The 20,471-nt window shown below is 64.2% G+C and carries 16 protein-coding genes; 10 read left to right on the top strand and 6 right to left on the bottom strand.

Annotation, left to right across the window (positions count from 1 at the left end):
* Nucleotides 1-3 precede the first annotated feature (3 nt).
* Nucleotides 4-501, top strand: a complete 498-nt coding sequence (locus tag ON058_RS07810; RefSeq protein ID WP_274668489.1) for a GNAT family N-acetyltransferase — start codon at nt 4-6, stop codon at nt 499-501.
* Here ON058_RS07810 and ON058_RS07805 read toward each other — a convergent pair.
* Entirely contained in the window at nt 491-1,468 is a 978-nt protein-coding gene (locus ON058_RS07805) for an alpha/beta hydrolase (protein WP_274668488.1), read from the bottom strand. The two genes, ON058_RS07810 and ON058_RS07805, sit on opposite strands and share 11 nt — an antisense overlap.
* Nucleotides 1,465-5,787: a DUF3418 domain-containing protein gene (locus ON058_RS07800; RefSeq protein WP_274668487.1), complete on the bottom strand. Its 4,323-nt coding sequence runs from the start codon at nt 5,785-5,787 to the stop codon at nt 1,465-1,467. Before ON058_RS07800 ends, ON058_RS07805 begins: the two co-directional genes overlap by 4 nt.
* A 71-nt stretch (nt 5,788-5,858) precedes the next feature.
* Here ON058_RS07800 and dnaE point away from each other — a divergent pair, with 71 nt between their 5' ends.
* Nucleotides 5,859-9,398 (top strand): DNA polymerase III subunit alpha, encoded by a 3,540-nt coding sequence (dnaE, locus tag ON058_RS07795; RefSeq protein WP_274668486.1) that lies wholly within the window; start codon nt 5,859-5,861, stop codon nt 9,396-9,398.
* Between the two features lie 106 nt (nt 9,399-9,504).
* On the opposite strand, the gene ON058_RS07790 is transcribed toward dnaE, so the two are convergent.
* Nucleotides 9,505-10,365: an SDR family oxidoreductase gene (locus ON058_RS07790; protein WP_274668485.1), complete on the bottom strand. Its 861-nt coding sequence runs from the start codon at nt 10,363-10,365 to the stop codon at nt 9,505-9,507.
* Between the two features lie 198 nt (nt 10,366-10,563).
* Between ON058_RS07790 and ON058_RS07785 the strand changes: the two genes are divergently transcribed.
* Nucleotides 10,564-10,962 carry a DUF4260 family protein gene (locus tag ON058_RS07785; RefSeq protein ID WP_274668484.1) on the top strand — a complete coding sequence of 133 codons (399 nt, stop codon included), beginning with the start codon at nt 10,564-10,566 and terminating at the stop codon, nt 10,960-10,962.
* Between the two features lie 87 nt (nt 10,963-11,049).
* Nucleotides 11,050-12,360, top strand: coding sequence for a histidinol dehydrogenase (hisD, locus tag ON058_RS07780; RefSeq protein ID WP_274668483.1), 1,311 nt, complete (start codon nt 11,050-11,052; stop codon nt 12,358-12,360).
* Nucleotides 12,361-12,370: 10 nt separating this feature from the next.
* On the opposite strand, the gene ON058_RS07775 is transcribed toward hisD, so the two are convergent.
* Entirely contained in the window at nt 12,371-14,596 is a 2,226-nt protein-coding gene (locus tag ON058_RS07775; protein WP_274668482.1) for a RecQ family ATP-dependent DNA helicase, read from the bottom strand.
* 50 nt (nt 14,597-14,646) lie between these two features.
* Between ON058_RS07775 and ON058_RS07770 the strand changes: the two genes are divergently transcribed.
* The 4 genes from ON058_RS07770 to hisH are packed head-to-tail and all read left to right on the top strand — an operon-like array spanning nt 14,647 to nt 17,653.
* Complete coding sequence (locus tag ON058_RS07770; protein ID WP_274668481.1) at nt 14,647-15,741, top strand: histidinol-phosphate transaminase; 1,095 nt, start codon at nt 14,647-14,649, stop codon at nt 15,739-15,741.
* Nucleotides 15,738-16,355 (top strand): imidazoleglycerol-phosphate dehydratase HisB, encoded by a 618-nt coding sequence (gene hisB, locus ON058_RS07765; RefSeq protein WP_274668480.1) that lies wholly within the window; start codon nt 15,738-15,740, stop codon nt 16,353-16,355. The genes ON058_RS07770 and hisB overlap by 4 nt, the downstream gene beginning before the upstream one ends.
* On the top strand, nt 16,352-16,960 hold the full coding sequence (locus ON058_RS07760; RefSeq protein ID WP_274668479.1) for a hypothetical protein: 609 nt from the start codon (nt 16,352-16,354) through the stop codon (nt 16,958-16,960). Before hisB ends, ON058_RS07760 begins: the two co-directional genes overlap by 4 nt.
* A gap of 33 nt (nt 16,961-16,993) precedes the next feature.
* Nucleotides 16,994-17,653: an imidazole glycerol phosphate synthase subunit HisH gene (gene hisH / locus ON058_RS07755; protein WP_274668478.1), complete on the top strand. Its 660-nt coding sequence runs from the start codon at nt 16,994-16,996 to the stop codon at nt 17,651-17,653.
* Between the two features lie 4 nt (nt 17,654-17,657).
* Here hisH and ON058_RS07750 read toward each other — a convergent pair whose 3' ends face one another.
* Both ON058_RS07750 and ON058_RS07745 read right to left on the bottom strand, forming a co-directional pair.
* Nucleotides 17,658-18,353, bottom strand: coding sequence for a cation transporter (locus tag ON058_RS07750; protein WP_274668477.1), 696 nt, complete (start codon nt 18,351-18,353; stop codon nt 17,658-17,660).
* Nucleotides 18,353-18,727, bottom strand: coding sequence for a helix-turn-helix transcriptional regulator (locus ON058_RS07745; RefSeq protein ID WP_274668476.1), 375 nt, complete (start codon nt 18,725-18,727; stop codon nt 18,353-18,355). The genes ON058_RS07750 and ON058_RS07745 overlap by 1 nt, the downstream gene beginning before the upstream one ends.
* Nucleotides 18,728-18,921: 194 nt before the next feature.
* On the opposite strand from ON058_RS07745, the gene priA reads away from it, so the two are divergent.
* Nucleotides 18,922-19,659 (top strand): bifunctional 1-(5-phosphoribosyl)-5-((5-phosphoribosylamino)methylideneamino)imidazole-4-carboxamide isomerase/phosphoribosylanthranilate isomerase PriA, encoded by a 738-nt coding sequence (gene priA / locus ON058_RS07740; RefSeq protein ID WP_274668475.1) that lies wholly within the window; start codon nt 18,922-18,924, stop codon nt 19,657-19,659.
* Between the two features lie 75 nt (nt 19,660-19,734).
* A complete protein-coding gene (locus tag ON058_RS07735; RefSeq protein WP_274668474.1) occupies nt 19,735-20,460 on the top strand; it encodes an SseB family protein in 726 nt (241 codons plus the stop codon).
* Nucleotides 20,461-20,471: the final 11 nt, after the last annotated feature.

The following is a 20,471-nucleotide window of genomic DNA, read 5'->3' as shown; positions in this document are numbered from 1 at the left end:
CGCATGCGCATCGATGTGGTGACGTCCGAGCGTCAGTTTGAGGATGCGCTCAAGGTACGGTTCGCCGTCTTCGTCGATGAACAGGGCGTGTCCGCCGAGGGCGAGCGCGACGCTTTGGACGACGATCCCCGAACAACTCACTTTGTCGCCTACAGCGAGACTGGCACACCGTTGGGCGCTGCACGTTTGCTCGCGCCCGGCACGGACTCCGTTCACGGTGCGGGCACCGGCCACGGGGCCATGGATCCTGCCCATCCGCACATCGGTCGCCTTGCAGTGACGGCCGATGCGCGTGGCACGGGGGCAGGGAAGGCACTCATGGCAGCGGTGGAATCGCAAGCGTGGCAGCAGTTCGCAGTCGAGGGGCGAGTGCGCATTGAACTGTCAGCGCAGGAACACGCGATTCCGTTCTATGAGCGACTGGGGTACGCGGTCTACGGCGAACGCTATCTGGATGAGGGAATCTGGCATCGGGACGCCTACAAGGACGTCACGGGCTGACGCTCTGAACGAACTCGACGGTCAGTGCACTGATCTCTGCCCGGGCGTCATCGTGGCTGATCGCGGGGGTGCCGTCCCGCTGCTGAGTGCCGTAGTCGCCAAAGTACGCATGGGTCGCGCCCTCGATTTCGACGAATGCGGCGTCCGCGGGAAGATTCGCGCGGGACGTCTCAATATCCGCGGGAGTAGTGAGGCCGTCTTCCGAACCCGAGAGCGACAGCACTGGCACGGCGAGCGTGTCGCTTTGATCGCCAGCGGGGTAGGAGCCGTAGAGGAAGAGTCCAGCCGCGGCAGGGGTCTCACCGTCGATGCTGGTGTCATCGCTGTCGGCTTCGATGGATGCGACGACTCCGCCAAGGGAGTGCCCACCGAGCACCCATTGGTCGATCTGCTCGTGGTTGCGGACGGCGAGATCAAAGGCACCGAGGGAGAGGAAAGCAATCCCCGCGGGCTGCTTCTGGATGACGACAGTGTGGCCAGCTTCCGCGAGGGGGCGCAGCACCGCAGCGTAGGCGCGGGCATCAACGAGGGCGCCGGGTTGGAAGAACACACCCGTTGCTGCGGCCTCGCCCGTGGGCGTCATGGTGATGGCGGTGGCGCCTTCGTCCACTGTGACGGCGGAGTCGGAAGCCATCGCAGTGAGCGCAGGCTCGTCTGCGCCCATGGGGCGCAACCATGCCAGCACGGCGACCCATGCGATGGCGACCGCGAGAACCACCACACGCATGATGATCCGCCACAGTGCACGCTCCTTCACGGACCGGAAGGTTCGCCACACGGTGAGGCCGGCGAACACTACTGTCACGGCCAGCGCAATGGGATAGAGCGGGTGTGCGTGCCACACGGCTCCCCATGCGGTCACCAGCACGAACGCGACCACGGCAAGAGCGGTCAGGGCCACAAGGCGCGCAGCGATGTCGTGCCAGGGGCGTGACGCGGGTGCGGTGGTGGGCTGGTCGTCGGTCACGACAACTCCTTCATGATGCGTTTCGCGGACACGGGCTCGGCCGTTCCGAGTTGCTGGGCAAACAGGGACACTCGTAGTTCCTCGAGTAGCCACCGCGCACGGTCCAATCCGGCGGCCTTCGCGGGGTCCGGGCGGCCGCTCTCAAGGGCGCGACGACTCTGGGCGATGGCATCGGCGACATCGCGGACTTGGCCCGCGAGCACCGCGTCGCGGTGGGGGTCGCGCGCCGCCTTGTCGAGCCTGTGCTGTGCCGCAGTCAAGTAGCGGGCCAGGTGGCCCAGGCGGTCCGGGGCCGTGTCAGCGATGAAGCCGTCGTAGATCAGCGTCCCTACCGCTTCACGGATGTCGGTTGCGGTGGCGAGCAGCGCGAAGGATGACGATGCCGAGATTCGCGATTCAAGTTCCCTGTAGGCCGCCAGCGCGGACGCGACGGTCCGTGCGATCTCGAGAACGGAATCCTCCAGTGCGCCCTTCACTCGGTCGCGAATCAAGGAATAGCTGGATTGATCGCGGACCTGGCTGAGGTCGTCGTGTGCGGTGAGTGTCGCGATCGCGGCACGCTGCAGGTCTTGGACGAGAGCATCGGTAGACCTGTAGGGGGAGGCCGCCATGTTCATGGCCTCGGACGCGTTCCAGCGGGTTGTGACGCGCTTGGTTGCGAGGCCGACCTCAGCGAGGATCAGTGCACGTATGCCGGCCGTGTGGGTGGAAGCCACGGTTTCACGGTGCGCGAGCACACGTAGCGCGACACCGTGCGTGCCTTCATCGACCAAGGCTGGGTAGCCCGTCACAGTCGCACCCGGGCCTGCCGCTCCGGTCACTTCCACAGTGATGTGCTCGGGGAGTGTGCCATTAGCCGCGACATCAGCTGGCCACGAGGACAGCGCAGTGCGTTCGAGCGAACCGTGCAGCATCGTGCTGTCCGCCACAGGTCGAGACGGGTGAATGCTCTCAGCGTCCGTCGGCGGTGCCTCCGAGCCGCGAGCGGCTCCTCGGCGCGCCACGCCTGCAGGTGTACCGATGGCGGCGCTCACTGCGGACTGTGCCTCGGGAGCCAATCTGCGCTGCAATGCCAGGAGCGATGTTGACTCGCCCAAGACGCCGGCACCGGATTCGACACGGAACTGGACCCGCAGATGCGCGGGTAGCCGCTCCTCAACATCGGCCCAGGCCTCCGCCGGAATCTCAACGTCACGAATCGCGCGCACGGCACGTGTGAAGGCATCTCGGTAGGACTCGGCCCTATCTCCGGCGCGTGCCGCATCGGCCCACGCGGGTGTCTCGCGCTCAAGCCACGCCACCACGGCTCGTGCGGTGTCCGGTGCGGGCACCAGGAGCCGACGCACGCTCTTAGGGAGCGCGCGAATCGTTCCCGTCGCTAGGTCATCTGCCAGGCCCGGAACGAGCCAATCGAAGCCATCGGGCACCACGCGAGGCAACAACTCCACAGGAATGTGGACCGTCACTCCGTCGGAATCAGAACCGGGATCGTGGGTGTAACTCAGGCTGAGCGCAAGGTCACCCTGCGGCCACACCTCGGGAAACGCAGCAAGATCCAGCTCTTCGTGTTCGGGAGCGACATCGCCCAACGTGAAGGTCAAGAGCGAAGCATCCCTGCGCCGTGCCTCCTTCCACCACCGATCAAAGTGGCGTTGAGACACGACTGACTCGGGGATACGTTCGTCGTAGAAATCGAACAGCACATCCTCGTCGACAACGAGGCCCCGTGACCGGGTGCGGGCCTCCAGCTCTTGAGCCTCGTCGAGGACGCGCTGATTGTCGCGCCAGAAACGATGGTGTGTGCGCCACTCGCCCTCAACAAGAGCTTGTCGGATGAACATGTCACGAGCCTCGTGCGGACGGATCCGTCCCCACAAGATGGTGCGGTCCGTCACGATGGGAACGCCGTAGAGCAGCACCTTCTCCGTGGCGACGGCAGCACCTCGTTTCGCAGACCACACCGGATCCGAGTACGTCTTCTTGCCAAGGTCGCCCGCGAGCGTCTCGGCCCATTCGGGCTTGATGGCTGCCACGTCACGCGCCCACAATCGGGAGGTCTCCACCAGTTCTGCCGCCATGACGAACTCCGGCGGCTTCTTAGACAGGGGAGAGCCCGGGAAGATCGCGAACTTTGCGCCTCGCGACCCCAGATACTCATTGCGTGCTGCCTTCTTGGCACGGCGCATCGCGGCTTCTTTCGCACCGCCACGCAAGTGTGCAAAGTCGGAAGCCTTGGGCTCCGCGGTGACCTGCATGCCGATCTGGCTCAGCAAGCCAGCCAACACCGACCGGTGAATGGCCTCGTCATTCCAGACGTACCGCACGTGGCTGCTGCTGCCCTGATCGTCAGGCTCGCCAGCATCGGCCCTGCTGGGCTGTCTGCGCTCCATCGTGAGACCCAGGGGCTTTGCGGTCTGGCGAATTTGGGTGACGACGTCTTGCCACTCGCGGATACGCAAGTAGTTCAGGTGTTCGGCTCTGACCTCTTTCCGGAACGCGTTTCCCGACAAGTCAGCACGCCGCGACCGCAAGTGTTCCCACAGGTTGAGATAGCTGAGGAGATCAGATCGCGGGTCGGCAAAACGCCGGTGAAGTTGATCGGCGGCTTCACGCTGTTCAGCGGGCCGCTCGCGCGGATCCTGAATGCTCAGCGCCGCTGCGATGATCGCCACCTCATGCGCGACACCGTGCTTGTCCGCCTCGACGATCATCCGTGCGGCACGGGGGTCCATCGGCAGGCGCGCCAGCGTTCGTCCTGTCGAGGTGAGGCGGGTAGTGCCATCACGCAGTTCGATCGCACCCAACTCGGTCAACAGCGTCACGCCATCACGAATCGCGCGGGTGTCTGGCGGCTCAACAAAGGGGAAGGCGGCCACATCGTCCGGTGAGGACACCACCCCCACGGAGATCATCTGCAGCAGCACGCTGGCCAATGAAGTACGCAAGATTTCCGGCTCGGTGAAGGCGTCCCTGCCCTCAAAGTCCTCGTGCGAGTACAGGCGGATCGCAATGCCGTCGGCCAAACGTCCCGCACGGCCTGAACGCTGGTTCGCGCTGGCCTGGGAGATGGGCTCGATCGGTAGCCGTTGAACCTTCGTCGCCTTCGAGTAGCGAGAGATACGGGCCGTTCCGGGGTCCACCACATAGTGAATCCCGGGGACGGTAAGCGACGTCTCCGCAACGTTCGTGGACAGCACAATGCGCCGTGCACTGTGGCGCTCGAACACCCGATGCTGCTCCGCCGCACTCAACCGGCTATACAGGGGCAGAATCTCGACGCGGTTGGGGTGCTTCGTGTCGCGCGCTCGCGGGCCCAGGTGCGCTTCGAGCGCATCGGCTGCATCACGGATCTCACGCTCACCGGACAAGAAGACCAAAATGTCGCCTGGGCCCTCAGCCATCAGCTCGTCGCAGGCCGCGACGATGCCTGCCGTCTGGTCGAGCTCCTCGCCACGGGTTTCTCCCGCGAGCGGTCGGTAGCGGATCTCCACGGGGTAGGTCCGGCCGGTGACCTCGACCACGGGCGCTGTCTTCCCCTGGCCGTAGAAACTCGGCGGGGAACCCGCCCCGTTTGCGCCCTGGCCGTCAGATTCCGGCGACTTGGATGCGGGCAGTGCCCCGGCATCGGCCTCATCCAAGAGCGGAAGGGGCCCGCCGGGCGCAAAATGACGCGCGAAACGCTCCGAGTCGATGGTCGCGGACGTGATGATGATTTTGAGGTCGGGGCGCCGCGGCAAGAGATTAGTGAGATAGCCCAGGAGGAAGTCAATGTTGAGGCTGCGTTCGTGGGCCTCGTCAATGATGAGAGTGTCATAGGCCAACAGATCCGGATCGCGTTGAATCTGAGCCAGCAAGATGCCGTCTGTCATCACCCTGACCAGCGTGCGGTCGCTCGACTCGTCGGTGAATCGCACCTGGTATCCCACAATGTCACCGAGCGTGGTGGTGAGCTCTTCTGCGATTCTCTCCGCGACCGAGCGTGCGGCAATACGGCGTGGCTGAGTATGGCCAATCTGTCCGGCGCGCCCACGCCCCAAATCTAGGCAGATCTTTGGCAACTGCGTGGTCTTTCCGGAGCCCGTTTCGCCCGCCACAATGACCACTTGGTGGTCACGAATAGCAGCGGCGATGTCTTCGCGGCGGGCGCTCACGGGGAGCTCGGCAGGATACGAGATGGGGGGCACAGTGACAGCGCTACGGGCCGATGCCGCGGCCGCCAACTCCTTGCGGCTTACCGTCGAAGAGTGGTGGGGCTTGCGGCGCCGAGGGGCGGAACGGCCCTGCTTCGAGGGGGAGGACTGATCGCGCACAGGCGACATTGTCTCAGGCTTGGGGGAGCGCCGGGCGCGTGGCTACCTGATGTCTGTGGTCGGTCCTAGAATCGGGTGCCATGTCCGGCAGTGATTTTGTGCACCTCCATGTCCACACCGAATACTCGATGCTGGACGGTGCAGCGCGGCTCGACGACCTCTTCACCCACGCCAAGGAACTGGGGCAGACTGCGCTCGCCACCACTGACCACGGCTACATCTTTGGTGCCTACGACTTCTGGGCCAAGGGCCAGGCGCATGGCGTCAAACCCATCATTGGTGTCGAGGCTTACCTCACCCCGGGAACAGCACGTCAGGACAAGACCCGCGTCCGGTGGGGTGAGCGTGGCCAGGAACGTGACGATGTCTCGGCCGGTGGCGCCTACACCCACATGACGATGTGGGCGCAGAACACCGCGGGGATGCACAACTTGTTCCGCATGTCGTCCTACGCATCGCTCGAAGGTCAGTTCCACAAACCGCGTATGGACCGCGACCTGTTGCAGCGGTTCTCCAAGGGCATCATCGCCACGACGGGTTGCCCGTCCGGGGAAGTACAAACCCGCCTACGCCTAGGCCAGTATGACGAGGCCCTTCGCGCCGCAGGCGAGTTCCAAGACATCTTTGGCGCGGAGAACTTCTACGTCGAACTGATGGACCACGACCTCCACCTGGAAAAGCGTGTCCGCGAAGACCTCCTGCGACTCGCCCACCAGATTGGCGCGCCACTGGTGGCGACCAATGACTCGCACTACGTACGCAAAGAAGACTCCGTTGCGCATGAGGCGCTGCTGTGCGTGCAGTCCGGGTCAAACCTCAACGAACCCACGTATGAGCAGGGCGGAAAGCGCTTTGCCTTCAACGGCAACGGCTACTACCTGAAGTCCGCAGCCGAGATGCGTGATCTGTGGAAGGAACTGCCGGAGGCATGTGACTCCACTCTCGAGATTGCAGAGAAGTGCGAGGTCGAGTTCGACACCAAGGCCGACTACATGCCGGTCTACGACGTTCCCGAAGGCGAAGATGAGCATTCGTGGTTCGTGAAGGAAGTCCAAAAGGGCCTGCACGAGCGGTTCGGTGAGACCATTCCGGCCGAGGTGCAAGAGCGCGCCAACTTCGAGATCGAAGTCATCGCCGGCAAGGGATACCCGGGCTACTTCCTGGTGGTCGCCGACTTCATCCAGTGGGCAAAAGACAACAACATCCGCGTGGGACCTGGCCGTGGTTCCGGTGCCGGTTCGATGGCCGCCTACGCGATGAAAATCACGGACATCGACCCCATCGTTCACCAGCTGTACTTCGAGCGATTCCTTAACCCCGAGCGCGAGTCCAAGCCTGACTTCGATATCGACTTCGATGAGCGCCGGCGCGCAGAGGTCATTCGCTATGTGAGTGACAAGTACGGCGAGGAAAAGGTCGCGATGATCGCGACGTACGGGACCATCAAGGCCAAGCAGGCGCTGAAAGACGCGGCCCGCGTGCTCGGCAAGCCCTTCGCGGTGGGGGAGCAGCTAACCAAGGCCTACCCCGAGGCGATCATGGGCAAGGACATGCCGCTCGTGGGTATCACCGACTCCAAGCATGCTCGGCACCACGAAGGCCAAGACTTCCGTGCCCTGTTGGAAGCCGATCCCGAGGCGCAGCAGGTGTTTGAACTCGCACAGGGACTTGAGGGGCTGAAACGGCAATGGGGTGTTCACGCTGCCGGCGTGATCATGTCCAGCCACCCGCTGATTGACATCATCCCGATCATGCGCCGCGAGCAAGACGGCGCCGTCATTACGCAGTTCGACTACCCCACATGTGAAGGCCTGGGGTTGGTCAAGATGGACTTCTTGGGCCTGCGTAACCTCACGATCCTGGACGATGCGCTCTACAACATTGAGCACAACGGCAAGGACCCCTTGGTGCTCGAGGATCTCCCGCTGGAGGACCAGACCACCTTTGAACTCCTGGGGCGCGGTGACACCCTGGGAGTGTTCCAGCTCGATGGAACCGCGATGCGTCAGTTGCTTCGCCAAATGAAGCCGGACTCCTTTGAGGACATTTCCGCAGTTCTAGCTTTGTACCGCCCGGGGCCCATGGGAATGGAGTCCCACACCAAGTACGCGGAGCGCAAGAACGGTCGCCAGCAGATCGAGCCCATCCACCCGGAACTGGACGAGCCGCTCAAGGAAGTGCTCGGGATCACGTATGGCCTGATCGTGTACCAAGAGCAGGTGCAACGCATCGCGCAGATCGTCGCCGGTTACACCCTGGGTGCGGCAGACCTTCTGCGCCGTGCCATGGGTAAGAAAAAGAAGGAGATTCTCGACAAGGAGTTCGAGCCCTTCGAAGCTGGCATGAAGGCCAACGGGTACTCCGATGCCGCGATTAAGGCGCTGTGGGACACGCTGCTGCCCTTCGCCGACTACGCGTTTAACAAGGCGCACACCGCCGCCTATGGAGTGCTGTCGTTCTGGACGGCCTACCTCAAGGCTCACTATCCGACCGAGTTCATGGCCGCCCTGCTCACCTCAGTGGGAACGGATAAGGACAAGTCCGCACTGTACTTGGCGGAGTGCCGACGCATGGGCATCACGGTCTTGCCGCCAGACGTCAACGAGTCCATCGCATTCTTCTCCGCAGTCGGTAAGGACGTGCGCTTTGGGTTGTCGGCAGTGCGCAATGTGGGCACCAACGTGGTCGAGGGAATCATCAAGGCGCGCACAGAGAAGGGTGCCTTTACTTCGTTCCAGGACTTCTTGGACAAGGTCCCCGCAACCGTGTGTAACAAGCGCACCATCGACTCACTGATCAAAGCTGGGGCATTCGACTCGCTGGGGCACACCCGCCGCTCGCTGAACGCCGTACACGAGCAGGCCATCGACTCTGTCGTGGGCGTCAAACGTCAGGAAGCCACCGGGCAGTTTGACCTGTTTGGGGGTGACGAAGATCTGGGCGGAGGTGTCACGGTCACTGTTCCTGACCTCGAAGAGTGGGACAAGAAGACCAAACTCAACCTTGAGCGCGACATGTTGGGCCTGTACGTGTCCGACCATCCGCTGTCGGGCCTCGACCATGTCATCCGTTCAGAGGCTTCGCACCAGATCCTGAATGCCACACCCTCCAATGGCTTGTCCGACGGTGGCCAGGCGTCCTTCGCAGGTCTGGTGACCCGAGTGGACCGTCGAGTCGCGAAGTCCGGCAACGCCTACGCCATCGTGACCCTCGAGGACATGTCAGGCGAGACGGAAATCTCGTTCTTTGGAAAGACCTACGAGACCTATGCGCGCGATCTCACCGATGACTCCGTCTTGGCTATCAAAGTCCGTGCTCGAGAACGTGGCGATGGCGGCTTGCAGTTCTCTGCCGTCGAGGTTCGCGTTCCGAACCTGCAGGTCCAGGACACGTCACCGGTCGTGATCACCCTGCCCGCGGCACGCGTGAACCCGGCATTGGTGGGGGAGTTGAAGAACATCCTTGCCGCGCATCCAGGGAACTTGGAGGTCCGCATGGTGTTGACCGGCCCAGGTGACTCGTTGACGATGCGCCTGGGAGACGAGTTCCGAGTGTCGCGTTCTTCTGCGCTGTACGGGGACTTGAAAGCTGCGTTCGGTCCTAGCTGCCTCGCGACCTAGTACCCCTCCCGCCTGGCCGTGAATACACGGCGGGATCTGAGCGCCCACACGCTCCTGGCCGTCGGAACTCAGCGACGCCTCCGCCGAGGGGGACGCACGCGCGGCACTAGTACAGGCTGAGCCCGCCATCTGATTTCAGTACCTGCCCTACCATCCAGGTGCCCTCGTCGGACACGAGCCACGCGATGAGGTTCGCGGGATCTGCGGGTTCACCGAAGCGTCCAAACGGTGTGCGCTGTCGCCACTCATCGATAGGGCCCAGGTCGCGGTCAGTCGAGTCGGAGTCGAGGTAGCCGGTGTTGACGGGTCCGGGATTGATGGTGTTGAGGATGATGCCCAACTCGAGGAGCTCAGCCGCGACGGTGGCTGTCACGCCGGACAGTGCCGCCTTGGACGCCGCGTAAGCCACCTCCCCGGGCATGGCTCCGTCCCCTTGGCCAGACGTCATCCAGATCACGCGTCCCGTCGGACCCGGCAGGGGGCCGCGCTTGCCACGGTCTCCCGGCCGAGCGCTTCCCGGTTGCCCACCGTGCAGAGTCGCGAATGCACTGGTCATCAGCAAGGTGGCGCGCGTGTTGGTCTCCCACATGGCGCTGAGCCGTTCCGCGGTCATGTCATGGATAGAGCCGTCGTCGCCGCTCTTGGCCTGGTTGCACACCAGAATCTCAAGCGACCCCGTCGCGCTCGCGGCTTCGGTGACGAGCCGTGCGGGCGCGTCTCCGTCGCGCAGGTCCACGCCAATGTCGTGGACGGTCGCACCGGCCGTGCGAAGATCGCTCAACTCGGAGACAAGGGCGTCGATGTCGTCGCCACCCCACGGTTGGGCGGTGTCGTGGGCTCGGTGGTGCTGGATGACAACTGATGCGCCGTCACGGAGAAGTCGCGACGCTACAGCGAACCCAATGCCGCGACGCCGCGAGACACCTGTGACGAGAGCGGTCTGTCCGGCGAGAGGTAGGCGAGGCATCGGTCTCCTAGGCGAGCGGTAGGCGCTGGCAGGCACGCCAGCGGACGGACCCACACTATCCGCCCACCCTGCCCTCCGCCTGGCCGTACATACGCGGCGGGATTTGAGCGTCCACGCTCTCCTGGCCGTTAGTTTTCGGCGTGGGGAGGGCCGATGCTCGGGTCGCGCCATCACATGCGCTGCCCCTAGTCTCAGGTCATGAATCCCGTGGGGTGGCAACGTGTCGAGGCGGCGGCAGGGGCGGTGGTCGCGTTGGGCGCGGCATTCGTGCTCGACGGCTGGTGGTGGCCGCTTGCACTATTCCTGGTCTTTGATCTGAGCGCGATTGGCTATGCCGTAAACCCGCGGGTGGGCGCGACGCTGTACAACGCGGGTCACTCACTGATTGGTCCCGCCGCTGCAGGTGCGTGGGCGCTCGCGAGTTGGGGATTCGGGGTGCCCGGCGGCCGGGTCGCAGCGTTGATCGCGGTGTCGTGGCTGTTCCACGTTGGAGTGGACCGCGCGCTCGGCTACGGGTTCAAAGAGTCGGACGACTTCAAGCACACGCACCTGGGGTGGATTGGTGGCGCGCGAGCCGCGCACACCACCAAGGACTGACGGCCACGACGCCCGGGGTCCCAAGAACCCGCCGTGTATGTGCGGCCAGGGGGGGGGAAGTGGGAGCGGGCCACTAGACTCGCGAGTGTGTTGAGCCAAATCGATCTGCGTGACCAGAACTTGAGCGCTCGTGAACTGCGCAGCATCGTCCCCCGTGGCGATGTCGACGTGACTGAAGCCCTCAAAGTCGTTGAGCCCATTCTCGAGGACGTGCGTACGCGAGGGACGGAAGCCCTCGTGGAGTATGCGGCCCGCTTCGACGGTGTCGAACTCGATCATGTGCGCGTTCCTGCCGCCCACATCGAGGCCGCGCTCGCGACCCAGGACACAGAGGTGTTGGAGGCGCTGACCGAGGCGATCACGCGAGTGAGGGCCTTCCACGAAGCCACTGTTCCGCCTGCTACGGAAATTGAGGTTGCGCCCGGAGCCAGGCTCGCGCAGCGCTGGGTCCCCGTCGGTCGCGTGGGTCTGTACGTCCCTGGCGGGCTTGCCGTGTATCCCAGCTCCGTCGTGATGAATGTGGTGGCTGCGCAGGCTGCTGGTGTGCAGGAGATTGCCGTGACGACTCCGCCGCAAAAGGAGTTCGGAGGTCAGCCACACCCCACGATCTTGGCCGCATGTGCACTCCTGGGGGTGACCGAGGTGTACGCCGCCGGCGGCGCGCAATCCATCGGCATGCTTGCGTACGGCGTGGATGGGCTGTGCGATCCGGTCGACATCATCACTGGTCCCGGCAACGTGTATGTCGCCGCCTCTAAGCGAGCGGTCAACGGTGTGGTGGGTATCGATGCTGAGGCGGGGCCAACAGAGATCGCGATCATCGCGGACTCGTCGGCGAACGCTGAGTTCATCGCGGCGGACCTGTTGAGCCAGGCGGAACACGACCCCATGGCGGGCTCTGTGCTCATTACAGACGACCCTGACTTGGCTGAACGAGTGGAAGTGGCGCTACTGCGCCGGATGGATGCCACCAAGCACCTGGCCCGCACCAAAGAGGCACTTTCCGGGAAGCAGAGTGCCGTGATCCTGACCTCGAACATCGAGCAGTCGGTGGCGGTTGCCGATGCGTATGGCGCGGAGCACCTGGAGATTCACACTCGGGAAGCCGATGCCGTGGCGGCGCGGATCACCAGTGCCGGGGCGGTCTTCATCGGTGAGCACAGTCCGGTCCCGTTGGGCGACTACTTGGCGGGCTCCAATCACGTCTTGCCAACCGGCGGAACCGCGCGTTTTGCGAGTGGGTTGAACACCACCAGCTTCCTGAAGGCCATCCAGTACATCCGTTATGACGCCGATGCCTTGGCATCGGTGGGGGACAAGGTCGTCACCTTGGCGAATGCGGAGAACCTTCCTGCGCATGGCGAAGCGATCCAGGCTCGGCTGGACGGTCCTTCTTGAGCGGTGAGCGTTAGCGCACCCCAAGGACAAACGGCCGCACCTCGGTGGCGCCTGCCTGAGTCAGGAGTCGCGCGGCCACGGTGAGGGTCCACCCGGAGTCGGTGTAGTCATCAACGAGGAGGACGGCGCGTCCGTCGACCTGCGTCGCTGCGTCCTGGTCTGCCACCAGACGGTGCGCCACCCCAGCGAGACGTTGGGCTGAGTTCACGTCGTGTCGTGCTGGTTCGTGCAGTTCTGGGCGCGGAGTGATCCACCCGGAGAACGGCAGTTGGAGGTAGCGTGCCAGGCCTGGTGCCAGGTGCTGCAACAGTTGGGGACGGGTGGTCGACACTACTCCCACCACTGCATCGACTGCGAGGGTTCGCGTGAGCCCTTGGGAGCCCCACAGGTCGTCCCACTCGTCCAGCACGCGGGTCGCGGCGCCGCGTAGCGGCAGAGGGGTCTCGCCGTCGATGTAGCGGCCGTCGGCGTCGCGTGACTCGAACAACTCACGTAGCGCACCTGACCATCCCAAGCCGTCGAGTCGGGCGACTGCTCGTCCAGGCTTGGCCTGATCGGCTGCGGGTATCCGGCCTTTGAGTGAGACGCCTAGACGGTCCACTCCGGTGGGCCACTGCCTGCGCGGCACGATCTCGACACCCACCCGGTCGAGTTCGTCGCGAGTAGCGGTGACGGCCTCAGAGGCAGGTGCAGGGGGAAGCGTGAGCCCGTTGCAGTTGTCGCAGCGACCACATGCCCACTGGGCGGTGAGTTCAGGGTCGTCAAGTTCTTGGCGTAGGAAGGCCATGCGGCACGTCGTGAGGGACTGGTAGTCGAGCATCGTCTGTTGCTCGTCGGCACGTGCGCGTGCGACCCGCGCATACCGCTCCGTGTCGTAGTGCCAGGCCTTGCCTGTCGCGATCCATCCTCCGGTGACCCGGCGGACCACTCCGTCGACGTCCAGCACCTTCAGCATCGCTTCTAGCCGCCCGCGACGCAGGTCCACGGCTGTCTCGAGTGCGGCCACGGAGGTGGGCCGGTCTGTGGCGAGCGCGTTGAGGGTTGTCCGCACTTGGTCCTCGGGTGGGAAGGCCTGGCTGCCAAACCAGTCCCAGATTGCTTGGTCTTCGGTGCCTGGTAGGAGTGCGACGACTGCGCGGTCGACGCCGCGTCCGGCACGTCCCACTTGTTGGTAGTAGGCGATCGGCGATGACGGCGCGCCTACGTGGACCACGAAGGCGAGGTCGGGTTTGTCGAAACCCATGCCGAGGGCCGAGGTCGCGATGAGCGCGGTCACGCGGTTGTGTTTGAGGTCGTCCTCAAGCGCTTCCCGTTCGGTGGGATCGGTCTTGCCCGTGTAGGCAGCCACCTTGAGTCCTGCTCTTCTTAGCTGTGCCGCGACTTCCTCGGCTTGCGACACGGTGAGGCAGTAAACGATTCCAGAGCCGCCTAACTGCGGGAGGGAGCTCGCCAACCATGCGACCCGTGCAGCAGGGTCGGGCAGCGACAGCACGCCCAGGTGGAGCGACTCGCGATCGAGTTCGCCCCGCAAAACCAACACCTCGCTGGGACCGTCGGCAGTTCCTGATCCGGCCGGATGGCGGGACACGCTCAGTTGCTCGGCGACGTCTGCGGTGACCCTGGAGTTAGCGGTAGCGGTCGTGGCCAAGACGGGGATACCAGCAGGCAGGTCTTCCAGCAGGGTGCGAATGCGCCGGTAGTCCGGACGGAAGTCGTGCCCCCAGTCGGAAATGCAATGTGCTTCGTCCACGACGACCAGGCCCGCATCGGCCGCCAACTTTGGAAGCACATCGTCGCGGAAGCTGGGATTATTGAGCCGCTCGGGAGAGCACAACAGCACATCGATCTCGCCGCGAGCGATGGCCGCGTGGACCTCGTCCCATTCCGTGACGTTTGCGGAGTTCACCGTTGCGGCTCGCACTCCGGCTCTCGTGGCCGCGGCGATCTGATCTCGCATCAGCGCTAGGAGTGGGGAGATGATGACGGTCGGCCCTGATCCTCGAGCCCTGAGGAGTGCGGTTGCGACAAAGTAGACCGCCGACTTTCCCCAGCCGGTCCGCTGCACCACGAGAGCCCGCGAGTGGCGCACCACCAGCGCCTCAATGGCACGCCACTGGTCGTCACGTAGCTGCGCATCGTCCCGTCCCACGAGCCTCCGGAGCGCACCCTCAGCCTCCGCACGCAAGGTGGCCGATGCTGCGGCGGCAGTCCCGAGGTCAGATGAGGTCTCTGTCATGGCCACCACCGTAGGCGCTAGCTCCGACACGGCCCACTAGACTTCCAGCCATGACCTTGCCCTTGCGCCCCGATCTTGCGGGACTCGAGCCCTATGGCGCGCCACAACTCACCGTGGCAGCCCGGCTGAACGTCAACGAGAACCCATACTCGCCGCCCCCGGTGGTGGTCGACGCCATCAGTCAGGCTGTGCGCAAAGCGGCGGAAGGGCTCAACCGATACCCCGACCGCGACTTCACCCTGTTGCGTCAAGACCTCGCAACGTACCTGGCGGCGGAAAGCCACGTTGACTTCGTCGAGCCGCGGAACATCTGGGCAGCGAACGGGTCCAATGAAGTCATGCTGCACTTGCACCAGGCCTTTGGCGGGCCAGGGCGCGCGATCATGAGCTTCGCCCCCACGTACTCGATGTACCCGGAGTATGCGCGTGACTCGCTCACCGAGTACATCGCGGTGCCTCGCAACGAAGACTTCAGCATTGACATCGAGGCCGCCACCGCGCAGATTCGCGCACAGCAGCCCAGCCTCGTCATCGTCGCTAGCCCCAACAACCCCACTGGGACAGCGCTCACTCTCGATGAGGTACGTGCGTTGTACGCCGCGACAGAAGACGTCGACGGCGGATGCGTGCTGGTCATTGACGAGGCCTACGCGGAGTTCCGGCGCCGAGGCGTGCCTAGTGCCGCAAGCATCATTCCCAACCACCCCAACCTCGCGGTGAGCCGCACCATGTCGAAGGCATTCGCGCTCGCGGGCGGCCGCTTGGGCTACCTGGTGGCGCATGAAGCGGTGATCGACGCACTGCGCGTCGTCCGCCTGCCGTACCACCTCAGTGATGTCACGCAAGCGGTTGCGCGGGCCGCACTCGCGCATCACCGCGAGCTGCAGGCCCAAGTTGATGAGATTCGCGCCGAGCGTGACGACACCGTCGAGTGGCTCCGTGAGCAGGGCTATACGGTCGCTGACACTGATGCGAACTTCGCACTGTTCGGGCCGTTTGAAGACCGTGAGAAGGTATTTGAGGGCTTGTTGGCGCGCGGTGTTCTGATCCGCGTCACGGGTCCCGAAGGATGGTTGCGGGTGTCGATCGGCACCGCAACGGAGATGGCGCTGTTCCGCAGCGCATTGATGGAGGTCACTGCATGAGCGACGCTGCACCCGGAACCCGGACGGGCCGTATCGAACGCAAGACAAGCGAGTCTGAGGTCCTGGTGGAACTGGACCTGGACGGCGAGGGTCGGACGGATATCGATACCGGTGTGCCGTTCTATGACCACATGCTCACGGCGCTCGGTAAGCACTCGCTGATGAACCTCACCGTGCATGCGAAGGGTGACGTTCACATCGACTCGCACCACACGGTCGAGGACGTGGCGATCTGCATCGGCGAGGCGCTGAAGCAGGCCTTGGGTGACAAGGTGGGAATCTCGCGCTTTGGTGATGCTTTGGTGCCGCTCGATGAAGCGCTCGCGCAGTGTGTTGTTGATGTCTCGGGCCGTCCGTACTGTGTGCACGTTGGCGAACCTGTGGGCCAGGCCACGCACCTGATCGGTGGCAACTATGCGGGCTCGCTGACCGGACACGCTCTGGAGTCGATTGCTCACCACGCGGGCATCTGCGTTCACATGCGAGTGCTCGCGGGCCGCGACCCGCATCACATTGTCGAAGCACAGTTCAAGGCCCTCGCACGCGCGTTGCGTTTTGCGGTGACGGCCGATGCTCGGGTCAAGGGCATTCCGTCGACTAAGGGTGCGCTGTGAGTCAGTCCGGTGACGATCTCCCCGAGGGTGTTGAGATTCCCGACGACCTGTCTTCCCTCGAGGACGCGAAACCTGTGGGGGAGTCGGGGCGCCACGTTGAGGAATCGGTGGCTGCGGTTTTCACTCCCATCGCGAACGGCCGCCTGCTTGCCGCGGTCTGCTCACTGAACGATGTCCAAGGGCGTTGTATTGAGACGTCTGCTGGCGCTTTTGTCATGCTGGACGAGGCGACTGTCGAGAAGTCCGCACACGCCGCACGTGTGTTGTCCGCGTTTGTGAAGTCGCAGCCGGTGCTGCAAATGGATCGCCGTGCCGGACAGATCACGATTCGGCGCTGGATGGCGGGGGAGGACGCCGGGAAGGTTGCTCCGGGTCTCGCGCTCAACAACGCACCCGGGGTCCTGGAAACGCTGATGACCGGGGTGCAAACGGTCGATGAGATCGCTATGACCCACCCGGGCAAGGTTTTTGAAGCGCGCATGGGCAAGATGGAGGCCTTCAAGGAGTTGCGCCGTGCCGCCAAGGACGCTAAGAAGCGTTACAAGGCGATGGAGAAGAACAAGCGCGAATCGGACCCGAATCCTGACGGTTCCGGCGACGACTGAACCCGTGTCTTCGACCCCACTAGACTGACTCGCGTGAGTTCCCCGCTTGTTACTGTCCTGGATTACGGCTTCGGCAATGTGCGTTCCGCTGTACGCGCGCTCGAACATGTGGGCGCCCGTGTGGTGCTGACTGACGACCGAGTCATTGCAGAGAACTCCGACGGGTTGGTGGTGCCTGGCGTGGGCGCCTTTGAAGCCGTCATGCAGGGTTTGAAGCAGGTGCGTGGTGACCAGATTGTGGGTCGCCGCCTCGCGGGAGGACGCCCCGTTCTGGGTATTTGCGTGGGGCACCAGGTGATGTTCGAGCGTGGTGTTGAACACGGCGTCGAAGCTGAAGGTTTGGATCAGTGGCCCGGTGTCGTGGAGCGGCTCCGCAGCCCTGTGGTCCCGAACATGGGCTGGGCACCGGTGGAGGTTCCGCAAGGTTCCGCACTGTTCGCTGGTATCGAGGACGAGCGTTTCTACTTCGTTCACTCCTATGCCGCGCGTGAGTTTCCGCTCGGCACCACCGAGGACACGGGACGTTTCGCTGCGCCGCTCGTCACATGGTCAGAGGCGGGGAGACAGGGGGAGTCCGACCGCTTTGTCGCGGCGGTCGAGAATGGCGCCCTGATGGCGACCCAGTTCCACCCGGAGAAGTCGGGTGAGGCTGGCCTGCAGCTGTTGAGGAACTGGATCGCCACCCTGGGCTAGAGCCCTATTGCTGTGGCGACGGGGCAGCGCATCCGTCGCTACACCCGTCCGCGTTGAGCTCTCCGTGGAGCAGTGCGCCGGAGGTGGCGCAGCATCCGTCGCCGTGCCACGCCTCGCGGCCCTCCTTGATGGCGAAGCCGGCGATGAAGAGGGCGGCGAGCGGGTCAGCCCACCACCAGCCAAGGGTGGAGTTCAGTACCAGTCCGACGAGAAGTGCGGCCGATAGGTATGAGCACAGGATAAGTTGGCGTGAGTCCGCGATGGCGGTTGACGATCCCAGTTCCTTGCCAGTGCGGCGCTCCCACCAGGCGACGGCTGGCATGAGGGTCAGTGACACGGCTGCGAGCACGATGCCGACGGTGGACGTCTCGGGAGGCGCGCCAAAGACCAGGCTGCGGAGAGCATCGGCCGTCACGACTGCAGCGAGCGAGAAGAACGCCACCGCGATCATCCTCATGGTCAGGTGTTCTCGCTTCGTGGGGTCGGGCGCGGAAAACTGCCAGGCGACCGCGGCGGCCGACATCACTTCGACGACCGAATCGAGTCCAAAGCCGATCAGTGCGCTGGACGACGCGACAGCGCCTGCGCTGAGTGCGATGGCAGCTTCGGCGGTGTTGTAGACGATCGTGGCGCCGACGAGCCAGCGGATGCGTCGGCGCAGCACAGCAGAGCGGGCGGGGGAGAGCGTGGCGGTAGCCATCAGCAGGTGCATTCCTTGTTGTCGCAGCAGTCGGGGTCAAGAGAGAGTGCGAGCGTCAGCATGGCGTCCAAGGCGCGCCCCACATCCTCGTGTGCGAGGTGGTAGTGGGCGTGTCTGCCCGTCCTGTCGACGGTCACCAGCCCGCAGCCGCGCAAGGTCGACAGGTGGTTGGACATCTTCTGGCGGCTTACCTCGAGCACCTCAGCGAGGTCGGCCGGGCACTGAGCGCCGTCGCGTAGCGCGAGCAGAATTGCGCTACGGGTGGGGTCCGACATGGCGTGGCCCAAGTGCGCGAGCGCCGCTGTATGGGTGGGCGTAGCGCTCAGGGCGATGTGCTCGGTGTCCGTGTCGCCCGTAGTCGTGGGAGTGGTCATGGCCGCCACATTAGTACAGGATTCTATGAACTGTCCAGAAAATGCTGAATCAAATACCAGGTCAGTGCGATGCCCCCCTGCTCAGCGCTGATGCCAGAGGCGAGCGGGGAGCGAGGGTAGCGGTAGCCTTGGAGCCGCATCGGCCCTGTGCCCCACAGGTGACCTACGGAAGATACTCCTGAGAAAGCGAGATCATGACCGCGACCAACCGCCTTGAACTGCTCCCTGCTGTTGACGTTGCTGACGGCCAGGCCGTCCGCCTTACGCAGGGAGAAGCCGGTTCTGAGACCAGCTATGGCGACCCGCTCGCGGCTGCCCAGGACTGGGTCAACGGCGGCGCTGAGTGGATCCACCTCGTTGACCTTGACGCGGCTTTTGGACGCGGCGAGAACGCAGCCCTGCTTGAACGCGTCGTCAAGAGCGTGGACATCAAGGTCGAGATGAGCGGTGGCATCCGTGACGACGAGTCCCTCGAACGTGCACTCGCCACCGGCTGCGCTCGGGTGAACATCGGCACCGCTGCGCTCGAAAACCCCGAGTGGACTGCGGCAGCGATCGCGAAGCACGGTGACCGGGTTGCCGTCGGCCTTGACGTGCGCGGCACCACGTTGTCCGGCCGTGGTTGGACTCGCGACGGCGGAGACCTGTGGGATGTTCTCGCACGGCTCGACTCTGAAGGCTGCGCGCGCTACGTGGTCACGGATGTCAAGAAGGACGGCATGCTCACCGGACCGAACGTCGAGTTGCTTCGCCAAGTATGCGAAGCCACTGATCGCCCGGTCGTCGCCTCAGGTGGAATCTCCAGCCTGGACGACATCGCCGCACTACGGGAACTCATCGATGTGGGCGTTGAAGGTGCCATCGTGGGTAAAGCGCTGTACAACGGCAACTTCACCCTGCCGCAGGCCCTCGACATCGCCGGTCGCCCGTAGCCTCGACGGCGTCAGTTCAGGGCTCTTTCCCGGCTTCGCGGCCGTGCGTCGGCGACCTCGCGTAGCATCATGTCTATGAGCGAGGGCGAGCACTCGAAAGAGATTCCGGAGTCGATCTTTGCGGACGATGACGGCACCGCGGACGCGCATTTGGCGCAGTCGCTGATCCGGCACTCGCACGGGCATGCCCACCTCACAGAAGTGGTCGATGCCCTTGCGTACGCACGGGTTCTCATTCCCGTTGTTGCCAAGGGCGAGCAGCGATTTGTGGGCAGTCACGGACTCGAACAAGATGCTGTGGCATCGACGGGTGTCGTGGCGGTACAAATGCCTGATGGCAGAGCGGCCCTCCCGGTGTTCACCGACGTCGAGGCGATGAAGCAATGGAACGCTCATGCCCGTCCTATCCCTGCCGAGGGGCCACGGGCTGCGCTTGCCGCCGTGGCGGAAGGGTGGTCCTCACTGGTCCTCAACCCAGGGATGGAGACGATCCTCGTTCCGCGTCCCGCCGTCTGGGCTCTGGGACAGGGCGAGCCATGGCGACCTGCGGTGGATGATGGCACCGTGCATGAGGACATTGCGACCGCAGTGACTGAGGCTGTCAGCGTCGATGAGGCGCTCGTCCGCGTGAGCGTTCGTCCTGGTGATGGTGCGGAGATCGCGGTGGTGTTGGCCCTGGTCCCGGGACTCACACGGCCCGAGGTCGACGCGGTACTGGAGAGAGTCCAACGAGAACTCGCGCAGTCAGATGTGATTGCGCAACGAGTAGACAGCCTCGAAGTGAAGTTGACGCAGGCTTAGAAGACAGCGCG

Origin of the sequence: Demequina sp. B12 (genome assembly GCF_028823635.1) — a bacterium.
In the GTDB taxonomy this organism is placed as follows: domain Bacteria; phylum Actinomycetota; class Actinomycetes; order Actinomycetales; family Demequinaceae; genus Demequina.
The sequence above is the reverse complement of the archived record's forward strand: the minus strand, read 5'-3'. Positions and strand labels throughout refer to the sequence as shown.

What these genes read in the sequence shown, in the direction of transcription:
- ON058_RS07810 (WP_274668489.1), top strand. Translation starts at nt 4, where the DNA reads ATGCGCATCGATGTGGTGACGTCCGAGCGTCAGTTTGAGGATGCGCTC.
- ON058_RS07800 (WP_274668487.1), bottom strand. Translation starts at nt 5,787, where the DNA reads ATGTCGCCTGTGCGCGATCAGTCCTCCCCCTCGAAGCAGGGCCGTTCC.
- dnaE (WP_274668486.1), top strand. Translation starts at nt 5,859, where the DNA reads ATGTCCGGCAGTGATTTTGTGCACCTCCATGTCCACACCGAATACTCG.
- ON058_RS07790 (WP_274668485.1), bottom strand. Translation starts at nt 10,365, where the DNA reads ATGCCTCGCCTACCTCTCGCCGGACAGACCGCTCTCGTCACAGGTGTC.
- ON058_RS07785 (WP_274668484.1), top strand. Translation starts at nt 10,564, where the DNA reads ATGAATCCCGTGGGGTGGCAACGTGTCGAGGCGGCGGCAGGGGCGGTG.
- ON058_RS07775 (WP_274668482.1), bottom strand. Translation starts at nt 14,596, where the DNA reads ATGACAGAGACCTCATCTGACCTCGGGACTGCCGCCGCAGCATCGGCC.
- ON058_RS07770 (WP_274668481.1), top strand. Translation starts at nt 14,647, where the DNA reads ATGACCTTGCCCTTGCGCCCCGATCTTGCGGGACTCGAGCCCTATGGC.
- hisB (WP_274668480.1), top strand. Translation starts at nt 15,738, where the DNA reads ATGAGCGACGCTGCACCCGGAACCCGGACGGGCCGTATCGAACGCAAG.
- ON058_RS07750 (WP_274668477.1), bottom strand. Translation starts at nt 18,353, where the DNA reads ATGGCTACCGCCACGCTCTCCCCCGCCCGCTCTGCTGTGCTGCGCCGA.
- ON058_RS07745 (WP_274668476.1), bottom strand. Translation starts at nt 18,727, where the DNA reads ATGACCACTCCCACGACTACGGGCGACACGGACACCGAGCACATCGCC.
- priA (WP_274668475.1), top strand. Translation starts at nt 18,922, where the DNA reads ATGACCGCGACCAACCGCCTTGAACTGCTCCCTGCTGTTGACGTTGCT.
- ON058_RS07735 (WP_274668474.1), top strand. Translation starts at nt 19,735, where the DNA reads ATGAGCGAGGGCGAGCACTCGAAAGAGATTCCGGAGTCGATCTTTGCG.